Origin of the sequence: Sulfurimonas sp. HSL3-7, assembly GCF_039645985.1 — a bacterium.
Classification (GTDB): domain Bacteria; phylum Campylobacterota; class Campylobacteria; order Campylobacterales; family Sulfurimonadaceae; genus Sulfonitrofixus; species Sulfonitrofixus jiaomeiensis.
The window spans coordinates 353027-368924 of record NZ_CP147919.1; the positions used below are offsets into that span (position 1 = coordinate 353027).

The 15898-nt window shown below is 51.8% G+C and carries 15 protein-coding genes; 10 read left to right on the forward strand and 5 right to left on the reverse strand.

Translation table 11 applies throughout. The annotated features are described in order from the left end of the window. Positions 1-4 precede the first annotated feature (4 nt). From dapB to WCY20_RS01845, 3 genes are read left to right on the forward strand one after another with little or no spacing between them, the layout of a single operon-like run. Positions 5-772, forward strand: coding sequence for a 4-hydroxy-tetrahydrodipicolinate reductase (gene dapB, locus WCY20_RS01835; RefSeq protein ID WP_345976567.1), 768 nt, complete (start codon positions 5-7; stop codon positions 770-772). Between the two features lie 12 nt (positions 773-784). Beyond that, on the forward strand, positions 785-2137 hold the full coding sequence (gene purF, locus WCY20_RS01840; RefSeq protein ID WP_345976568.1) for an amidophosphoribosyltransferase: 1353 nt from the start codon (positions 785-787) through the stop codon (positions 2135-2137). Positions 2138-2149: 12 nt separating this feature from the next. Then, positions 2150-3115, forward strand: coding sequence for a TIGR01212 family radical SAM protein (locus WCY20_RS01845; RefSeq protein ID WP_345976569.1), 966 nt, complete (start codon positions 2150-2152; stop codon positions 3113-3115). Position 3116: 1 nt separating this feature from the next. Here WCY20_RS01845 and WCY20_RS01850 read toward each other — a convergent pair whose 3' ends face one another. The 5 genes from WCY20_RS01850 to WCY20_RS01870 all read right to left on the reverse strand — a co-directional run bounded on the left by WCY20_RS01850 (position 3117) and on the right by WCY20_RS01870 (position 8054). Next, on the reverse strand, positions 3117-3995 hold the full coding sequence (locus WCY20_RS01850) for a rhodanese-like domain-containing protein (RefSeq protein WP_345976570.1): 879 nt from the start codon (positions 3993-3995) through the stop codon (positions 3117-3119). Between the two features lie 99 nt (positions 3996-4094). Further along, entirely contained in the window at positions 4095-4775 is a 681-nt protein-coding gene (gene hisIE, locus WCY20_RS01855; RefSeq protein ID WP_345976571.1) for a bifunctional phosphoribosyl-AMP cyclohydrolase/phosphoribosyl-ATP diphosphatase HisIE, read from the reverse strand. Between the two features lie 147 nt (positions 4776-4922). Next, positions 4923-5996: a prohibitin family protein gene (locus WCY20_RS01860; protein ID WP_345976572.1), complete on the reverse strand. Its 1074-nt coding sequence runs from the start codon at positions 5994-5996 to the stop codon at positions 4923-4925. A gap of 31 nt (positions 5997-6027) precedes the next feature. Further along, positions 6028-6945 (reverse strand): branched-chain amino acid transaminase, encoded by a 918-nt coding sequence (locus WCY20_RS01865; protein ID WP_345976573.1) that lies wholly within the window; start codon positions 6943-6945, stop codon positions 6028-6030. Positions 6946-7595: 650 nt separating this feature from the next. Next, entirely contained in the window at positions 7596-8054 is a 459-nt protein-coding gene (locus WCY20_RS01870) for a globin (RefSeq protein WP_345976574.1), read from the reverse strand. A 568-nt stretch (positions 8055-8622) separates the two neighbouring features. Between WCY20_RS01870 and WCY20_RS01875 the strand changes: the two genes are divergently transcribed. The 7 genes from WCY20_RS01875 to WCY20_RS01905 all read left to right on the forward strand — a co-directional run bounded on the left by WCY20_RS01875 (position 8623) and on the right by WCY20_RS01905 (position 15696). Further along, positions 8623-10038, forward strand: coding sequence for an aldehyde dehydrogenase family protein (locus tag WCY20_RS01875; protein WP_345976575.1), 1416 nt, complete (start codon positions 8623-8625; stop codon positions 10036-10038). Between the two features lie 257 nt (positions 10039-10295). Continuing rightward, positions 10296-10748, forward strand: coding sequence for a DUF523 domain-containing protein (locus WCY20_RS01880; protein ID WP_345976576.1), 453 nt, complete (start codon positions 10296-10298; stop codon positions 10746-10748). Positions 10749-10824: 76 nt separating this feature from the next. Then, a complete protein-coding gene (locus tag WCY20_RS01885; RefSeq protein WP_345976577.1) occupies positions 10825-11334 on the forward strand; it encodes a peroxiredoxin in 510 nt (169 codons plus the stop codon). Between the two features lie 7 nt (positions 11335-11341). Continuing rightward, a complete protein-coding gene (locus tag WCY20_RS01890; RefSeq protein ID WP_345976578.1) occupies positions 11342-12127 on the forward strand; it encodes an ABC transporter permease in 786 nt (261 codons plus the stop codon). Continuing rightward, positions 12124-12804: an ABC transporter ATP-binding protein gene (locus WCY20_RS01895; RefSeq protein WP_345976579.1), complete on the forward strand. Its 681-nt coding sequence runs from the start codon at positions 12124-12126 to the stop codon at positions 12802-12804. Before WCY20_RS01890 ends, WCY20_RS01895 begins: the two co-directional genes overlap by 4 nt. Then, positions 12797-14062 carry a hypothetical protein gene (locus tag WCY20_RS01900; RefSeq protein WP_345976580.1) on the forward strand — a complete coding sequence of 422 codons (1266 nt, stop codon included), beginning with the start codon at positions 12797-12799 and terminating at the stop codon, positions 14060-14062. Before WCY20_RS01895 ends, WCY20_RS01900 begins: the two co-directional genes overlap by 8 nt. 14 nt (positions 14063-14076) lie before the next feature. Continuing rightward, positions 14077-15696: a polysaccharide biosynthesis/export family protein gene (locus WCY20_RS01905; protein WP_345976581.1), complete on the forward strand. Its 1620-nt coding sequence runs from the start codon at positions 14077-14079 to the stop codon at positions 15694-15696. Positions 15697-15898: the final 202 nt, after the last annotated feature.

Here is a 15898-nt window from a genome sequence, read left to right on the forward strand (position 1 = left end):
TAAAATGATAAAAGCAGGTGTGTACGGAGCCAGCGGACGCGTTGGTCGTCTTCTCATTGAGGATCTTGCCAAAACAGAGGGGATTGAACTTAGTGTCATTTATATCCGTAAAGAACTTAACTTTCCGCTGCAGGAGGGGATAACGGTTACGAATGATCTGGCAACATTTTTACAACATTGTGACATTGTTATCGATTTTTCATTGCCGGAAGCGGCTCAGCTGCTTTTTGAAGAGGCTCTGAAATGCCCAAGACCGATCGTATCGGGGACAACAGGCTTCGATGAACACCAGCTTAACCTTCTTAAAACGGTGAGTGAACAGATGCCGGTACTGCATGCGACCAATATGTCACTGGGCGTGGCGATGTTGAGCAAACTGGTCAATACGGCGGCAAAGACGCTTGAAGGTTTTGATATCGAAGTCGTTGAGATGCATCACCGTCACAAAAAAGACGCACCAAGCGGGACGGCTTTGACCCTGGCAGAATCTGCAGCTGCAGGCCGCGGACTGGACCTTGACAGAGTCCGTGTCAGCGGACGTAACGGCAATATCGGTGAACGTTCCGAAGACGAGATCGCAGTGATGGCGCTGCGCGGCGGTGACATTGTCGGCCGCCATACGGTCGGATTTTATAACGACGGTGAGTTTATTGAACTCAACCACACGGCTACCAGTCGCAACACCTTTTCAAAAGGGGCGATACGCGCGGCACAATGGCTGGCCGATAAAGAGAGCGGGCTTTACAGTATCGCAGACTGTCTGGAAATTTAAAGAGGAAAATCTATGCGTGAAAATTTGAACGAAAAGTGTGCCGTTGTCGGTATCTTTAATCATGAAGAGGCATCTAAACTGGCCTATTTTTCTTTACATGCCCTGCAACACCGGGGCCAGGAGGCTGCCGGAATCAGTTCCGGTGACGGCGAGCGTCTGCACACGATCAAGGACCGCGGTCTGGTCACTCAGGTCTTCGATGAGCAGAAACTTGGGACGCTTAAAGGGCATATGGCCATCGGGCATACGCGTTATTCGACAGCCGGGGACGACTCTATTTTGGACGCACAGCCTGTGCACGCCAATTATGATCTCGGTCAGCTCTCCATCGTGCACAACGGTAACCTGACCAACCATCAAGAGGTACGTCGGGAGTTGATCAAAAAAGGCGCGATCTTCCAGAGCTCCATGGACACCGAGAACCTGATCCACCTGATCGCCAAGAGTGATCAAGGAAAGCTGAAAGACCGTATCGTCGATGCAGTTAAAAAGATCGAAGGGGCCTACTCCCTGGTATTCCTGAGCCGTTCCAAGATGTTTGCAATGCGTGACCGTTTCGGTTTCCGTCCGCTCAGTCTCGGCCGTATCGGCGACGGTTACGTCGTCGCTTCGGAAACCTGTGCCTTTGACCTGATCGGGGCGGAGTACATCCGTGAAGTCGAACCGGGTGAATTGCTGATCTTTGAAAAAGGGAAGGCCATTCAATCCATCAAGGTCTATGAACCGACGCCGAAACACTGTATCTTCGAATATGTCTATTTCGCACGTCCCGATTCCCAGGTCTATGGACAGAATGTCTATCAGAAACGTAAAAACATGGGTATCGAACTGGCCAAAGAACAGCCGGTCGAAGCGGACATGGTCGTACCGGTCCCCGACGGCGGTGTGCCGGCAGCAATCGGTTATTCGCAGCAGAGCGGTATCCCGTACGAGATGGGGATCATGCGTAACCACTATATCGGCCGTACCTTTATCGAACCGACACAGGAGATGCGCGACCTGAAAGTCAAGATGAAACTTTCACCGATCACCAACCTGATCAAGGGCAAGCGTATTATTGTCATTGATGACTCGATCGTCCGTGGAACAACGTCACGCCGTATTATCAGAATGCTCAAAGAGGCCGGTGCGGCCGAGGTGCATATGCGTATCTCCAGCCCACCGACGACTGACCCGTGTTTTTACGGGGTCGATACACCGGACAAAGATAAACTGATCGCAGCCAACATGAACACCCAGGAGATCTGCGACTATATCGAGGCGGACTCTCTGGCCTACTTAAGCAATGAAGCACTGATGCGCAGTGTTAACTCCGAAGATGACAGCTACTGTACGGCATGTTTTACCGGCGAATATATTGTATAAGAAGTTAATTTTTTGAAGACAAAACAGATATATACTTTTGGCGAATACCTGCGAAACAAGTTCGGCGAAAAGGTCTATAAAGTCGGTATCAATATATCCGGATTTACCTGTCCTAACATAGACGGTACCGTAGCAAAGGGCGGATGTACCTTTTGCGAAAACGACTCCTTCAGTGCCAGCCTCGACCAGGTCAAAGAGCTAAAAGGGTTTTATCTCAATCTTGAATCCAAAGAGAACCCGTATCTTGAGAAGCAGCTGCTGCAGCTACAGATGCAGTTTGACGCTCTGAGTGCCCGTCTCCGCCGTGAATACGGTGCAACAAAATTTCTGGTCTATTTCCAGTCTTTTACAAACACCTATGCCCCATTTGCGACCTTGAAAGCACTTTATGACAAGGCCCTCTCATTTGATGATGTTGTCGGGCTCAGCATCGGTACACGTTCAGACTCTATTACGCAAGAGACACTTGATTATCTCTCGGAACTTGCCAAAGTAAAAGAGATCTGGATCGAATTCGGGATCCAGTCGGTCTATGATAAGACATTGGAACGTATCAACCGCGGGCATGATGCGAAGAATGTCAAAGAGTGGATCATCAAGTCCAAAGAGGCCGGTCTGAACGTCTGCGGCCACCTTATTTTCGGCCTTCCGGGTGAAGACAAAGAGATGATGCTTGCGACGGCGAAAGAGGCCTATTCATGGGGTATTGACTCCGTGAAGTATCATTCGCTCTATGTCGTAAAACGTACGGCACTCGCCAACGAATATGCCCGCGGAGAGTTTACACCGATCAACGAAGAGGATTATCTTGATGTGTTGGTGAAAGCACTGCAGATGAAGCCTGAAAATGTCAGCGTACAGCGTATGACGGCAGGCATCGACGATGAGAGCCTGATCTCACCGGACTGGTGCCGCGACAAGAACAGACAGATCCGTCATATCAATGCCGCTCTGAAAAAGGTCGGCCTGAAGTATTAGGCTACCGGTGGAGCTCCCAGGCGTAACGTACCATCGCACTCTCATCCCTATTGCCCCACTCCTTAAGAGAAGCATCATAGACTTTCAGATTTTTAAAAGCGAAGACCCCCTGCAGAATATACCAGGTTACGGCAGCCTGATAACCGTCAAGCCCGTATACGATCACCTCTTCGGCCGGATCCAGTCTGAAACCCTTTAGGTAGATCTCTTCAAGCAGTGCTCTCTCGGCCAGCGTGTTGTCGCTTAGCAGACAGTTTTTCCAATAGCCGCACATGGCACCTTTGATATGCCCAAGGCGATAGACACCGGGACTTTTGTAGATACCGTAGTAGTGTTTGGCGGGACGGGCATCGAGGATGGGCACCTTCATGAGTTTGCCGGCAACGTAGCTGCGGTCAACGATCAGGTCATTGTTGGGGTGCGGGGTAAAGTCTGAGGGTGCTCTGTTCGTGATCGTTGTGACGCCGTCGTATTCATAGCGCCATTCATCATAACCGCCGTTGAGGATAGAGACCTTTGTGTGACCGAGACGGTGCAGTGCCAAAGCAAGATAGCTGGCATGCAGAAGACCGTCGGGAGTGTTATGGTTATAGATAACGACATCAGAGTCGTTTTCGATTCCGAGTCGGCGTACGAGTTCGACAAGTTGAGGAATGTTCTGCATCTCATAATGGCCGTCGACCTCTCTACAAAGTTGGTTGATGTCGACATGGATGGCGGCGGGGATATGGCCTTTATGGTAGCTGCTGTGACTCCCGACATCGAGGATAACAACTCCATCGGAGGGGAGGCGGCTGTGAAGCTCCTGAGCAGAGATAAAAGCTTCGGCTCCCAGGAGTTGAAGAGCGAAGCATAAGACTATAGTAAGTACTCTCATCATACATCCTGCTAATTTGAAATAGCTTTAATGATAAGATGCAAAGACTTTTATATAAATTAAATAATATAAGTAATTATTATATAATACAAGACGGTGGTATTATTTTGTTCTTGACGCTTTCTCTGTTATGCCGCTCATGCCGAATCGGCGTGCCAATTCCTGCTTGATACGGTCAGGCGAGATGTTTCGATAGCCGAGAGCGACCATGACATGATAGGTCAGATCCGCACATTCATAGATGATCTCCTCTTCGTTACCGTCTTTGATTGCAAAACTGAACTCTCCGGCCTCTTCAACGACTTTTTTCAGGATGTCGTTCTCGCCTTTGGCGAAGAGTTTTGCTGTCCATGAACTTTCAGGATCGGCATGCTTTCGATCAAGGATAGTGTGATAAAGCGTGTCGATCACGCCGTACATCGCATCCGTATCGACGCTTTTGTCAATCGTCACTTCGCCGGAGTCCAACTCTGTAAAGAAACATGATTTTCGCCCCGTATGGCAAGCAACGCCGTCTTGAATGACTTTGAGGAGCAGGGTGTCATTGTCACAGTCGATCATGAAGGATTGAATATGCTGAAGGTGGTTGGAACTTTCACCTTTTTTCCAAATACGCTGTTTTGAGCGGGAATAGTAGTGGGCAAGTTTTGTTTCGAGTGAAAGCTGAAGCGCTTCTTTGTTCATATAGGCCATCATCAGTACTTCGTTGGTGGTGCTGTCCTGAACAATGACCGGCAGCAGTTCTGATTTTTCCCAGTCAACGCGATTTAGTATCTCTTGCATAAGTGTTCCTGTCTATTTTACAAAATGGAGCCTCTATTGTACCAGATGGCCATAAATGCCGTTTGATCATGGATTAATAGAGGATAAAGGGTTCTCTGCGAGAGAGAACACTCGGTTTGTGCAGTTAAAGGAATGCCTTCCTTTGACTTATTGGATGGCTGACTGTTTACGCGCGTCTTTCGTATCGACCCAGATATTCGGTGTTGAACCGCCAGGTGTCAGGAAGATCTTCGTATCTTTGTTTTCGCGCAGTGCTTCATTGAACTTGCCCTGGACCTGGATCTGTTCAAGCTGAAGAAGCTGTGTTGTCAACGATTTTGCGATCAACTGGTTGGCTTTGGCTTTCGCATCGGCTTCGATGGTAATCGCCTGCGCTTTACCTGACGCTTCGATCTTCACGGCATCGGCACGACCCTGCGCTTCAGCAGCACGTTTAAGTGCCTCTTGTTTCGCACGTGCTACCTCTTGTTCGGCCTGTTGGACCTGCTGTTTGGCAAGCTGGACGCGTTCGATCTGGTCTTTGACCTTTTGCGGCAGGACGATCTCGCGAAGCTGGACCGACTGAAGCTCAGCCGGTGTGTTTTGAAGCCCCTGAATGCTTTCTCTCATCCCCTGCTCAATCGCCGTGGCGATGGCATTGCGTTTGGTCGGAAGGGCTTCGGCTTCATAGTTACCGATGATGTTGCGCACGACGTCACGCACAACAGGGTTGATGATCTTCTCTTCCCAGCTGAATCCCCAGTTGGAGATGGTCTGCGCCGCGTATTCGGCATTAAGGCGGTATTGAACCGTCAGCTCGATGGAAACAGGCAGACCGCGTTTGTCAAGAACGGTGATCGCCGGTTTGACCTCGATCCCTTCACCCACTGCAGCGGTACGCTCTATACGGCTGGCATAGTTGATGATACGTACTTTTGTGTCAACGATATAGACTTTCTGGATCACAGGAAGAATGAAGTGCAGACCCGGCAACAGGGCCTGGGCCTCATACTTACCGTTGGTCGCCAAAATACCGCGCTCACCCTCCGTGATAATCACAAAAGGTTTTGCCAGGATCAGTAGTAGCAGGATACCGCCGATGAAATAGATGATCCCGGCTTTACCGCCGCCGAAATTAAAATCCATTTTCGGCGGTTTAGGAACATTAAACCCGCTATTGTTGGAGCTTCCGCCGCCGCTGCTTTTTTTCTTGTTGAAATAATCGTTCATATCTGATGCCATTATTGCTCCCGCTTCTGTTGTTTTTGTTTGACTAGACGTAAGTCAAATAGTGTTCGTATTTAGGATTACGTCCGAAGACCATATCAAAATAGGTGCTCTGGATCTTTTCCGTGATCGGACCGCGCTCGCCTTTGCCGATCATACGACCGTCAATCTCGCGGACCGGCGTCACTTCTGCGGCCGTACCGGTCAAAAATGCTTCGTCGGCAATGTAGAGCTCTTCACGGGTGATGCGGCGGCGAAGCACTTCGATACCCATATCTTCTGCCAGCTCGATGACCGTTCTTTGCGTGATCGACTCAAGCGCATTATCGCTTGGCGGCGTAATCACTTTGCCGTCACGGATCATAAAAAATGCCGCACCCGTCGCTTCGGCTACATAGCCCTGATCATCAAGGAGAAGTCCCTCATCATAACCGCATTCGATCGCCTCATGTTTTGCCAACTGTGAGTTGAGATAGTTGGCGGTTGCCTTGGCTTTACCCATGTTGGAGGTATTTGCAGGGCGGCTGAACGATGATATCTTAAGACGGATACCGCGTTTGAGTCCCTCTTCGCCTAGATAGGCTCCCCACTCCCAGGCGGCAAGTACGGTCTCGACCGGAGCATTTTTGTGATAGACACCCATAACACCGTACCCTAGAAAGGCAAAAGGACGGATATAGACATTGTCTCCGATAAACTCGTTTTTACGTACCAGTTCGATCTGTGCCTCGTTAAGCTCTTCGGCAGTGTACGGCACATCGATAAGTGTCATCTTCGCTGATTCCAAAAGACGTTTTGTGTGCTCTTTCAGACGAAATATTGCGTAGCCTTTTTTCGTTTTATAGGCTTTAGTCCCTTCGATAACACCGTTTCCGTAGTGGATAGTGTGTGACAGAACATGCGTCGTCGCCTCTTCCCAAGGGATAAATTTGCCGTTCATCCAGATATATTTTGCTGCATCCATGAGTGCATTCCTACTTTAGGGCACCTCTATAAACCCCAGCCAACCTCAGAGGGAAGAAAGAGAGATGAGAACGTGTAAAATCTTTTTTGAGTTGTAGCCAAAGCTACGACGATGAAAAGTTCTACGCGTTATCGCTCTCTTTATCCCTCCCGCAGGGCGATAGAGAGAAATCCACACTCCGCGTTGATCCTTTTGGCCTTAGCTACGGCTAGGGCTTCAAAGAATCGCCTTGATTGTGAACTTCTCTCTATCGCTGAGGCGGACTTGGGCTTATAGAGGTGCCCTTTAATTTAAATCGTTATTTAATGGAGGTGATTTTATCCAAAAAGTCATTAGCTTCTTGTTAATATGAGACCCGTCAAGAAAAAGCCAACTGCTTGGCTTTTTTAGGGTCGGAACCAGAGCAGATGATATGCCACTGAAAAGTGCCTGAACGGCACTCTTCGGTGGATAAAGTTATATATAGATAATCAACCAGTACCTGTGGCAGAGACATTCAAGCCAACTGCCCTAAAGAAACATCGTTGCGCGAGCGGTATCCTTGTTTTGGCTTTTTTAGGGTCGGAACCGCCAAAGGCGTAAATAAAAACAGAAACTGCTTTCTGTTTTTTAGCCGACGCGCCTTTATGATGTGCGAAGCACCGACTGTTTTAAAAGGAAAAGGTGTTCGACGGCGTGTTGACCATATGTTTGGAGAAGACTTCGAGGTAGCGCCAGAATGACTCGATGTTGGCTTCGGAAACGCCTTCGTCTGCCAGCTCTTCGAGCAGTTTCGCGTAAAGCTCCAGCCAGACAACCCTTGCTTCAGCCGTGATGGCAAAAGGGGCGTGACGGTTGCCCATCATCGGTGCCCCGCGCGAGGCTTGAAAATACATCGGCCCGCCGCAGATCTGGATGAAAAAATCAGCTGCATGTTTTTTTGCCAGTTCGAAGGCATGCGGATCATCAACAGGGAAAAGATGTTTGATGGAACTCTCTTTGATCAGGTCGTAGTGGTCTGATATCAGCTTTCTGAAACGTGCTTCGCCGACCTGCTGATAAAATTCCGGATAAGCTTTTGTGACAGGCGGTTTGTCGCCCAGACGAGAAGGTGTAATAGTCAGATTCATGATATCCCTTTTTTTAAGTATGGAATTCTAAGGTCTGCTTGGTAAGAGAGATGTTAAAAAATCGGAAAAGAAGGGATGCCTAAGGTGCGGGAGAAAGTGTATAGTACAAATCCCCATCCCCAATTCCCCGTCTATGCCATTCCGAATCTGTCAAGAATGTATTTTGATAGTAGCAGTGTCACTTTTTTTCTTTTGCTCGCCCAAAAGAAAAAAGTAACCAAAAAAAGAAAAGGGCTATACCCTCCGGCCAAAAGTCACTGCCAAGACTTTCATCTCTCTGCCGGTGGCATTCCGTCACTACTGCCGGAATTAATGCCCTAACGCACACAGGGCATAACCATCCAAGATATCTGAATCGTCTTGAGAGTCGAAAGTCCTACACAAAGAAGCAGAGCCGGGTTAAAAAGCGGTAGCTGTCGGTTCTAAATCAATGTTTCCCGCATCCTGTTGCCAAAGGCAAACCTCTCGCTCTTTCCCTTCACCCTTCACCATTTACCCTTCACCTTGCCGAAGGTAAACCCTCCGGAAAAGATGCTAGAATAATATGAATATTTCTGAGGGATTATAAATGAAAGCAAAGATATTTTTCGGTTCCAGTGAGGCAGAGACAACACGGTTCAGCGAACGGCTGAGCCCCTATGACAACAAAGTGGTCTCTACCGCACCGGTCTGCGGTGTCGAAGAGACAAAAAAAGCGCTCGAGATCGCTAAAAATGCAACGGTCTCGGCAAAAGCGTCGACACTGGCACAGCGCTGTGCATGGCTGCTTGATGTTGCCGATAAACTGCGTGCGAACAGGGAAGATCTGGCGCGGACCATTACCGATGAAGTGGGCAAACCGATTGCCTTCGCACGGGTCGAAGTCGACCGCTGTATCGAGACGGTCACGCTTTCGGCCGAGACGATGCGGACGATGCATGGTGAGACCATCAACACCGATGCGATGCCGAGCGGGAAGAAGACGATGGCCTTTTTCAGACGTGAACCGGTCGGTGTCGTCGCGGCGATCACCCCGTTCAACTTTCCGCTCAACCTGGTTGCCCATAAACTTGCACCGGCGCTGGTCGCCGGTAATGCCGTGGTGTTGAAGCCGACGCCGGAAGCGCCGCTCACTGCCTATAAATTTGCCAAGATGTTCATTGAGAGCGAGTATGCGGTCAAAGATGCGCTGAGCGTGGTCTACGGCGATGCCGAAGTGGGTTCGACGCTGGTCGGCTCCGATATCCCCCGCGTGATCAGTTTTACCGGTTCGGTGCCGGTCGGCAACATCATCACCAAATCGGCCGGCATCAAAAAAGTGAGCCTGGAGCTCGGCGGCAATGCAGCGACCTATATCGACAAGAGCGCCGACCTTGATCTTGCGGCGAACCGCTGCGCCCTGGGTGCCTTTGTCAACTCCGGACAGGTCTGCATCTCCCTGCAGCGTATCTATGTCGATGCGGTAGTCTATGATGAATTTGCGCAAAAGATGGCGGATGAGACAAAAAAACTGGTTGTCGGATCGCCGTATGACGACGATACTTTCATGGGGCCGCTCATCAATGAGGAGTCGGCAGAGAGAGCCCTCTCCTGGGTGCAGTCCGCTATTGATGAGGGGGCACGTCCGGTGACAGAGGTCAAGTGTGAAGGGACGATGTTCTACCCGACCGTGATGGCCGACGTGACGGACGATATGGCGATCGTCTGCGAGGAGGTCTTCGCACCGATTGTCTCTCTTGTCAAAGTGGACGGTTTTGACGATGCCGCGCCGAGAATGAACAACTCGCCGTACGGCCTGCAGTTCTCGGTCTTTACCAACGACCTTGCATTGACGCAGCGCGCTGTCGATGAGCTGGACGCGGGCGGCATCATCATCAACGACATGCCGACCCTGCGTTTCGACATCCAGCCCTACGGCGGTGTGAAACTCAGCGGCGTCGGACGCGAAGGACCGCATTTCGCGATCGAAGAGATGACCGAGATCAAGTCGGTCGTTATCTGCTGATGGCAAAAAAGAAAGCGATCGTCTCGGCATGTCTGTTGGGCGAGGCAGTGCGTTATGATGATATGCCGAATGAGAAATGTGCTGAATGCACATTTTCATCGGATAAAGTAAGATAGATAGGATTGTCTTTGCGAAAGAAGAAAGCGATCGTCTCGGCATGTCTGTTGGGCGAGACAGTGCGTTATGATGATATGCCGAATGAGAAATGTGCTGAATGCACATTTTCATCGGATAAAGTAAGATAGATAGGATTGTCTTTGCGAAAGAAGAAAGCGATCGTCTCGGCATGTCTGTTGGGCGAGACAGTGCGTTATGATGGAACCACCAAAAAAGACAACAACGTGATCGAAGCACTCAAAGCGTACGAGATCATCCCGTTCTGCCCGGAAGATCCGGTAATGGGGACACCCCGCGAACGTATCTCGGTCATTAATGTCAACGGCGAATATAGGGTGATCACTGATAACAGCCGTATCGAAGTGACCACCGCCTTGAAGCTTCAGACAGAGAAGATGATAGAAGCCCATCCCGATGCCGATATCATCGTGCTCAAATCCAAGTCGCCCAGTTGCGGCTTGGGCACGACGCCGATCCTGAACACGAACAGAGAAGAGGTGAAACTGGGCAACGGGGTGGCCGCCGATCTTTTCAGCAACAGGTTCCCCGGCAGGGTCTTCGACGAATATTCGATCCTGACGCATCTTGCCTAAGCATTGAAACATCATAAGCACCTTGCTATAATGCGGGAAATCTATGGCTTATAACGACATAAACAAAGGAGAAACAATGTTGGAAACTGGAACCAAAGCACCGGAATTCTGTCTGCCGAACCAGGATGAGGTGGAGATCTGCCTGCGCGATCTCAAAGGCAAGTGGATCGTTCTTTACTTTTACCCGAAAGACAATACCCCGGGCTGTACGACCGAAGCGTGCGACTTTACGGCACAGATGCCGGATTTTGACGGCTTGAATGCCATTATCCTGGGTGTCAGCGCCGACTCGCCGAAGAAGCACCAGAACTTCATCGCCAAGCAGAACCTCGGCCTCACGCTGCTGAGTGACGAAGCGACGACAATGATGCAGGATTACGGTGTCTGGCAGCTGAAAAAGAACTACGGCAAAGAGTATATGGGGATCGTCCGTACGACCTATATCATCAACCCGAAAGGGGAGATCGCAGCCGGCTGGGAAAATGTCAAAGTCCGCCAGAAACGTAAAAAAGAGGGCGTGGCTTACGAGATCGTCCATGTCGAAGAGGTCAAAAAAGAGCTGCAAGAACTTCAGGCCTCTCTCTAGCACTTTGATGAAGACGGAAAAACGCACCTCCTTCAGCATCTTCGCCTCGGTCATCCGGGCACTCTTTCTGAGGGAGATCCAGACACGGTTCGGAACAAAGAAATTCGGCTACATCTGGGCGCTGGTCGATGCTCTGAGCCAGATCATCGTGTTTTCCGTCATCAAGACACTGATTTCCGACAGTGCGATGCCGCAGATCGATTTTCCGGTCTTCCTGGCGACGAGTTTTCTCGCCTACAACTTCTTCAGAGATATCGTGAAAAAGTCGATGGACGCCTTCGATGCCAACAGCGCGCTCTTCGTCTACAAGCAGGTCAAACCCATCGACACGGTTATCGCAAGGGTGCTGGTGGAGCTGGTGGTGCTCGTGGCGGCGACGGCAGTGCTGGTCGGTCTCGGCGCCTATCTCGGTTTTGACATGGCGGTGGAGAACATCAACATGGTGCTTTTCGCCTTTGCCTGGATCGGACTTTTCGGCCTCTCGCTGGGGCTGTTTTTTGCCGTGGTCATCGTCTACTTCCCCAACTTCGGCCGCGTTGTCAACCTCCTTTTTACGCCGCTCTTCTTTCTTTCGGCGCTCTTCTACACGATGGCGAGCCTGCCGCCGGTCGCCCGGGAGGTGCTCTTCTACAACCCGGTGGTCCATTTCATCGAGATGATACACGGCTTCTATTTTTCGACGCTCAACACCGATTTCGTCGACTACTCTTATATGACCGCCTGGACGCTGCTGCCGCTCTTCCTCGGCCTCTGGCTCTACAGGCACTCGGAGAAAAGGATCATCGCCTCATGATCAGACTCTACCATGTCAGCAAGTACTACAAGACGGAGCAGGGCAAAAAGTACATCCTCAACGACGTGACGATGACGATCCCCTCGGGCGTGAACATCGGCATACTGGGGCGAAACGGTGCCGGCAAATCGACCCTGCTGCGGATGCTCGGCGGCATCGACTTCCCCAACGAAGGGGTGATCACCTCGGAGCAGAGCTTCTCCTGGCCGATGGGGCTCGGCGGCGGCTTCCAGGGGAGCATGACGGGGCGCCAAAACATCAAGTTCGTCTGCCGCATCTACGGCAAAAGCGAGGCGCAGATAAAGCAGATCATGGAGGAGGTGGCGGCGTTCAGCGAACTCGGCGACTATTTCGACATGCCGATCAAGACCTACTCGAGCGGCATGAAGTCGAGGCTCAGCTTCGGTCTGAGCCTCGCTTTTGATTTCGACTACCTGATCATCGACGAGACCCTCTCTGTCGGCGACAAAAACTTCCAGGCCAAATCCAAGGCGGCGCTGCGGGCGAAGATAGAGAACTGCCATATTTTGCTGGTCAGCCACGCTATGCCGACACTCCGGGAGCTCTGCGACGTCGGCATCGTCGTCGACAACGGCACGATTCGCTATTTTGACAAGATCGATGACGCGATTAACCTCTATGAATCACTAAATTTGGTAGAATCACACCATGATTAAACAACTCTACATTCTTTCAAGAGCGGACGGGCCGCTGGGCAACGAGAAGTTCCGCACCGTCAAGAAGTCCTACGCCCGTTTCAGACGTTTCGGCTACAGGGGCATGCGCGAGCGCCTCGAGAAGGAGATCCGCGTCCTGAAAGAGGAGAACTACCTGCTCTACTACCGCCTCAGCGGCAGCTACGGCGCTGCGCTGCTTCGGCTTCTCTTCGTTTTTGCCTTTGTTGCATCGATGGTCTATATTCTTTTCATCAAGAGCGAGCTCTATCTCTCGAATGCCAGTGTGATCGTCAAGGACATCAACAAGAATCCCCAGGAGTCGATGGGGCTGAGCCTGCTGGGGGTCGGCACCTCGACGCAAATGCAGGACGCCTTCGTCCTCGAGCAGTATCTCGGCTCCTATGACGTGCTCGATGTGCTGGACAGGGCGTTCAGCCTCAGCGAACACTACCACTCCGAGGCGCTCGACCCCTTCGAGCGCCTCTACACCTCGTCGCGCCGGGAGGACCTTCTGGAGCTTTACAACAAGCGGCTGCAGATAAACTACGACGAGATCTCGGGCATTCTGACCATCGGCTTTCTGCACACATCGGCCGAAAAGGCGCAGAAGATCGTTGCCTTCCTGGTCGCCAGGGCGGAAACGCAGCTCAACCACTACAACCAGCTGCGTGCGCAGAAGCAGCTGACCTTCATCGAGGGGGAGCTTGAGAAGAGCAGGGAGAAGCTGGAGGCCTCCATCCGCGAGCTGGAGCTGTTCCAGAACGAGAACCGGCTGCTTGACCCTGCAGTCGAGGCGCAGAGCACCAACGCCATCATCGCCAACCTTGAAGCGAGCCTGGTCGAGAAAAAGGCCCGCTACAACCAGCTGCTGAGCTATATGAACAGGGAGAACATCGAGGTCGTACAGCTTGACGCAGAGATACGCGAGATCAAAAAAGCGCTCAGGCAGCTCAGAAGCTCTCTCTCTGGCAAGGGGGAGGGGAAGCTCAACGCCACGATGGTCGCGTATGAGAAGCTGATCCGCCAGGTCGATTTCGACACGGAGGTCTACAAGCAGAACCTGGCGCAGTACGAGGTTGCCAAAGTCGAGACGGTCAAGGAGGCGAAGACCCTGACCGTGCTGACGCAGCCCAACCTGCCCGACGACTACGCCAGGCCGGAAAAACTGCGCGAGAGCATCACGCTGTTTCTGGTGCTGCTGCTTGGGTACGGCATCGTCTCGCTCGTGTTGACCATCGTCCGTGACCATAAAGATTGAAAAAAGGTAGTCAAATGTTTTTACGCGTTGTTTCACTGTTTCTTCTCCATGTCTGCGCTCTGGCAGCGATAGAGCTCTCAAGCGCCACTGCAGTCTCCGAAGAGGTGGATGCATCCAGGATCGAGACCTCCGCAAAGGTCTTCGGTCACAACCTCTTCAACGGCAGTTTCGCCTCGAACACGCAGTTTCGTTACAACCCCAACTACCGCATCAACATCGGCGATACGATCAATGTCAAGATCTGGGGTGCCATCGAGATCGAGGCTGCCCTCACCGTCGATTCGCAGGGTAACATCTTCATCCCCAAGGTCGGGACGCTGCGGGTGATGGGCACGCGCAACGACGAGCTCAGCCGGAAGCTGCAGAATGCGATAAAAAAGGAGTTCCGCAGCAATGTCTATGTCTATGCCGACCTTGTCTCCTACCAGGCGGTCAGCGTCTTCGTGACGGGGGCCGTCAACAAGCCCGGGCTCTACGAGGGGCTTTCATCGGACTCGGTCCTGCAGTTCATCGACAAGGCGAAAGGGATCAACGCCGAGACCGGAAGTTACCGCAACATCCTGATATTGCGCGAAAACAGGGAGGTCAAAGCGCTTGACCTCTACAAGTTCATGCTCAGCGGCGACCTCGAGCTCTTCCAGTTCCAGATGGGCGACGTCATCGTCGTCGACAGTGTCCGCAACTACCTCGAGATCACGGGCGATGTCAAGCGCCCCTACCGCTACGAACTGAAGTCGCCCTACACGACCCTCGGCATGGTCAAGAAGGTGGTGCTGCCGAACCCGACATCGACCAATGTCATCGTCACCCGCTGGAACCAGGACAACGAGCAGAGCGCGCAGATCTACAAGATATCGGAGAACGAGGAGCTCAAGCTCTATGCCGGCGAGAGCGTCGAGTTCATCCCCGACCACCAGGCGCAGAGCCTTACGATCAACATCGAGGGGGAACATGCCGACACCCACCGTCTGGTGGTGCCGAAAGGGACGACGCTCAAAGAGCTCTACAGCCGCATCCGCATGTCGCCGCTCTCCGACAGCAGCTCCTTTCAGCTCTTCAGGAAAAGTGTCGCCACGCAGCAGAAGGAGCTGATCAGCGCCTCTCTGGACGACCTGGAGGCAAAGACCCTTACAACGGGTTCCATGACGGGCGAAGAGGCCGTCATTAGAAAACAGGAGGCCGCGCTGGTGCTGAACTTCATCGAGCGGGCCAGGAAGGTGGAGCCCAAAGGGCAGGTGGTCATTAACAGGGACACGAACCTCTCCCGGGTCGTTCTGGAAAACGAGGACACCATCTTCATACCGAAGAAGAGCCATATGGTCCTTGTGCAGGGTGAGGTGCAGCTGCCCGGTGCACAGACCTTTGTCGAATCGCTGCACTTCAAGGACTACATCGACGCCTGCGGCGGCTACAGTTTCAGAGCCGACAGAAGGCAGGTCCTGATCATCCACAAGAACGGTTCGGTGACCCCCTACGATGCGGGCGCCTGGTTTGCCGGCGACGCTTCGGTCGAACCCGGCGACTCCATCCTGGTGCTGGGCAAGGTCGACACGAAGTACCTCCAGGCCATTAAAGACATCACACAGATCATCTACCAGATCGCCGTCGGCGCGGCGGTCGTCATAAGGTATTAAACTTAATTCGGTCCCCGGAGGTATTGGAGACGGCTTAGCGCCGTCACACCAAATTTCTGTACCCGGGCTGCGACCGTTTCTTCCCATTTGCTTTACGATTTGCAATTACCTCTTCCTGTTGTCACACACTCACAGCAGATTTTAAAAACATCCTCCTGATTTTTGAAGCTTTTCATGCCGTTGCAAGCAAAAAAAGTGTACA

What these genes read in the sequence shown, in the direction of transcription:
- WCY20_RS01850 (WP_345976570.1), bottom strand. Translation starts at nt 3,995, where the DNA reads ATGATGAGAGTACTTACTATAGTCTTATGCTTCGCTCTTCAACTCCTG.
- WCY20_RS01860 (WP_345976572.1), bottom strand. Translation starts at nt 5,996, where the DNA reads ATGGCATCAGATATGAACGATTATTTCAACAAGAAAAAAAGCAGCGGC.
- WCY20_RS01865 (WP_345976573.1), bottom strand. Translation starts at nt 6,945, where the DNA reads ATGGATGCAGCAAAATATATCTGGATGAACGGCAAATTTATCCCTTGG.
- dapB (WP_345976567.1), top strand. Translation starts at nt 5, where the DNA reads ATGATAAAAGCAGGTGTGTACGGAGCCAGCGGACGCGTTGGTCGTCTT.
- WCY20_RS01905 (WP_345976581.1), top strand. Translation starts at nt 14,077, where the DNA reads ATGTTTTTACGCGTTGTTTCACTGTTTCTTCTCCATGTCTGCGCTCTG.
- WCY20_RS01900 (WP_345976580.1), top strand. Translation starts at nt 12,797, where the DNA reads ATGATTAAACAACTCTACATTCTTTCAAGAGCGGACGGGCCGCTGGGC.
- purF (WP_345976568.1), top strand. Translation starts at nt 785, where the DNA reads ATGCGTGAAAATTTGAACGAAAAGTGTGCCGTTGTCGGTATCTTTAAT.
- hisIE (WP_345976571.1), bottom strand. Translation starts at nt 4,775, where the DNA reads ATGCAAGAGATACTAAATCGCGTTGACTGGGAAAAATCAGAACTGCTG.
- WCY20_RS01875 (WP_345976575.1), top strand. Translation starts at nt 8,623, where the DNA reads ATGAAAGCAAAGATATTTTTCGGTTCCAGTGAGGCAGAGACAACACGG.
- WCY20_RS01890 (WP_345976578.1), top strand. Translation starts at nt 11,342, where the DNA reads ATGAAGACGGAAAAACGCACCTCCTTCAGCATCTTCGCCTCGGTCATC.
- WCY20_RS01895 (WP_345976579.1), top strand. Translation starts at nt 12,124, where the DNA reads ATGATCAGACTCTACCATGTCAGCAAGTACTACAAGACGGAGCAGGGC.
- WCY20_RS01885 (WP_345976577.1), top strand. Translation starts at nt 10,825, where the DNA reads ATGTTGGAAACTGGAACCAAAGCACCGGAATTCTGTCTGCCGAACCAG.
- WCY20_RS01870 (WP_345976574.1), bottom strand. Translation starts at nt 8,054, where the DNA reads ATGAATCTGACTATTACACCTTCTCGTCTGGGCGACAAACCGCCTGTC.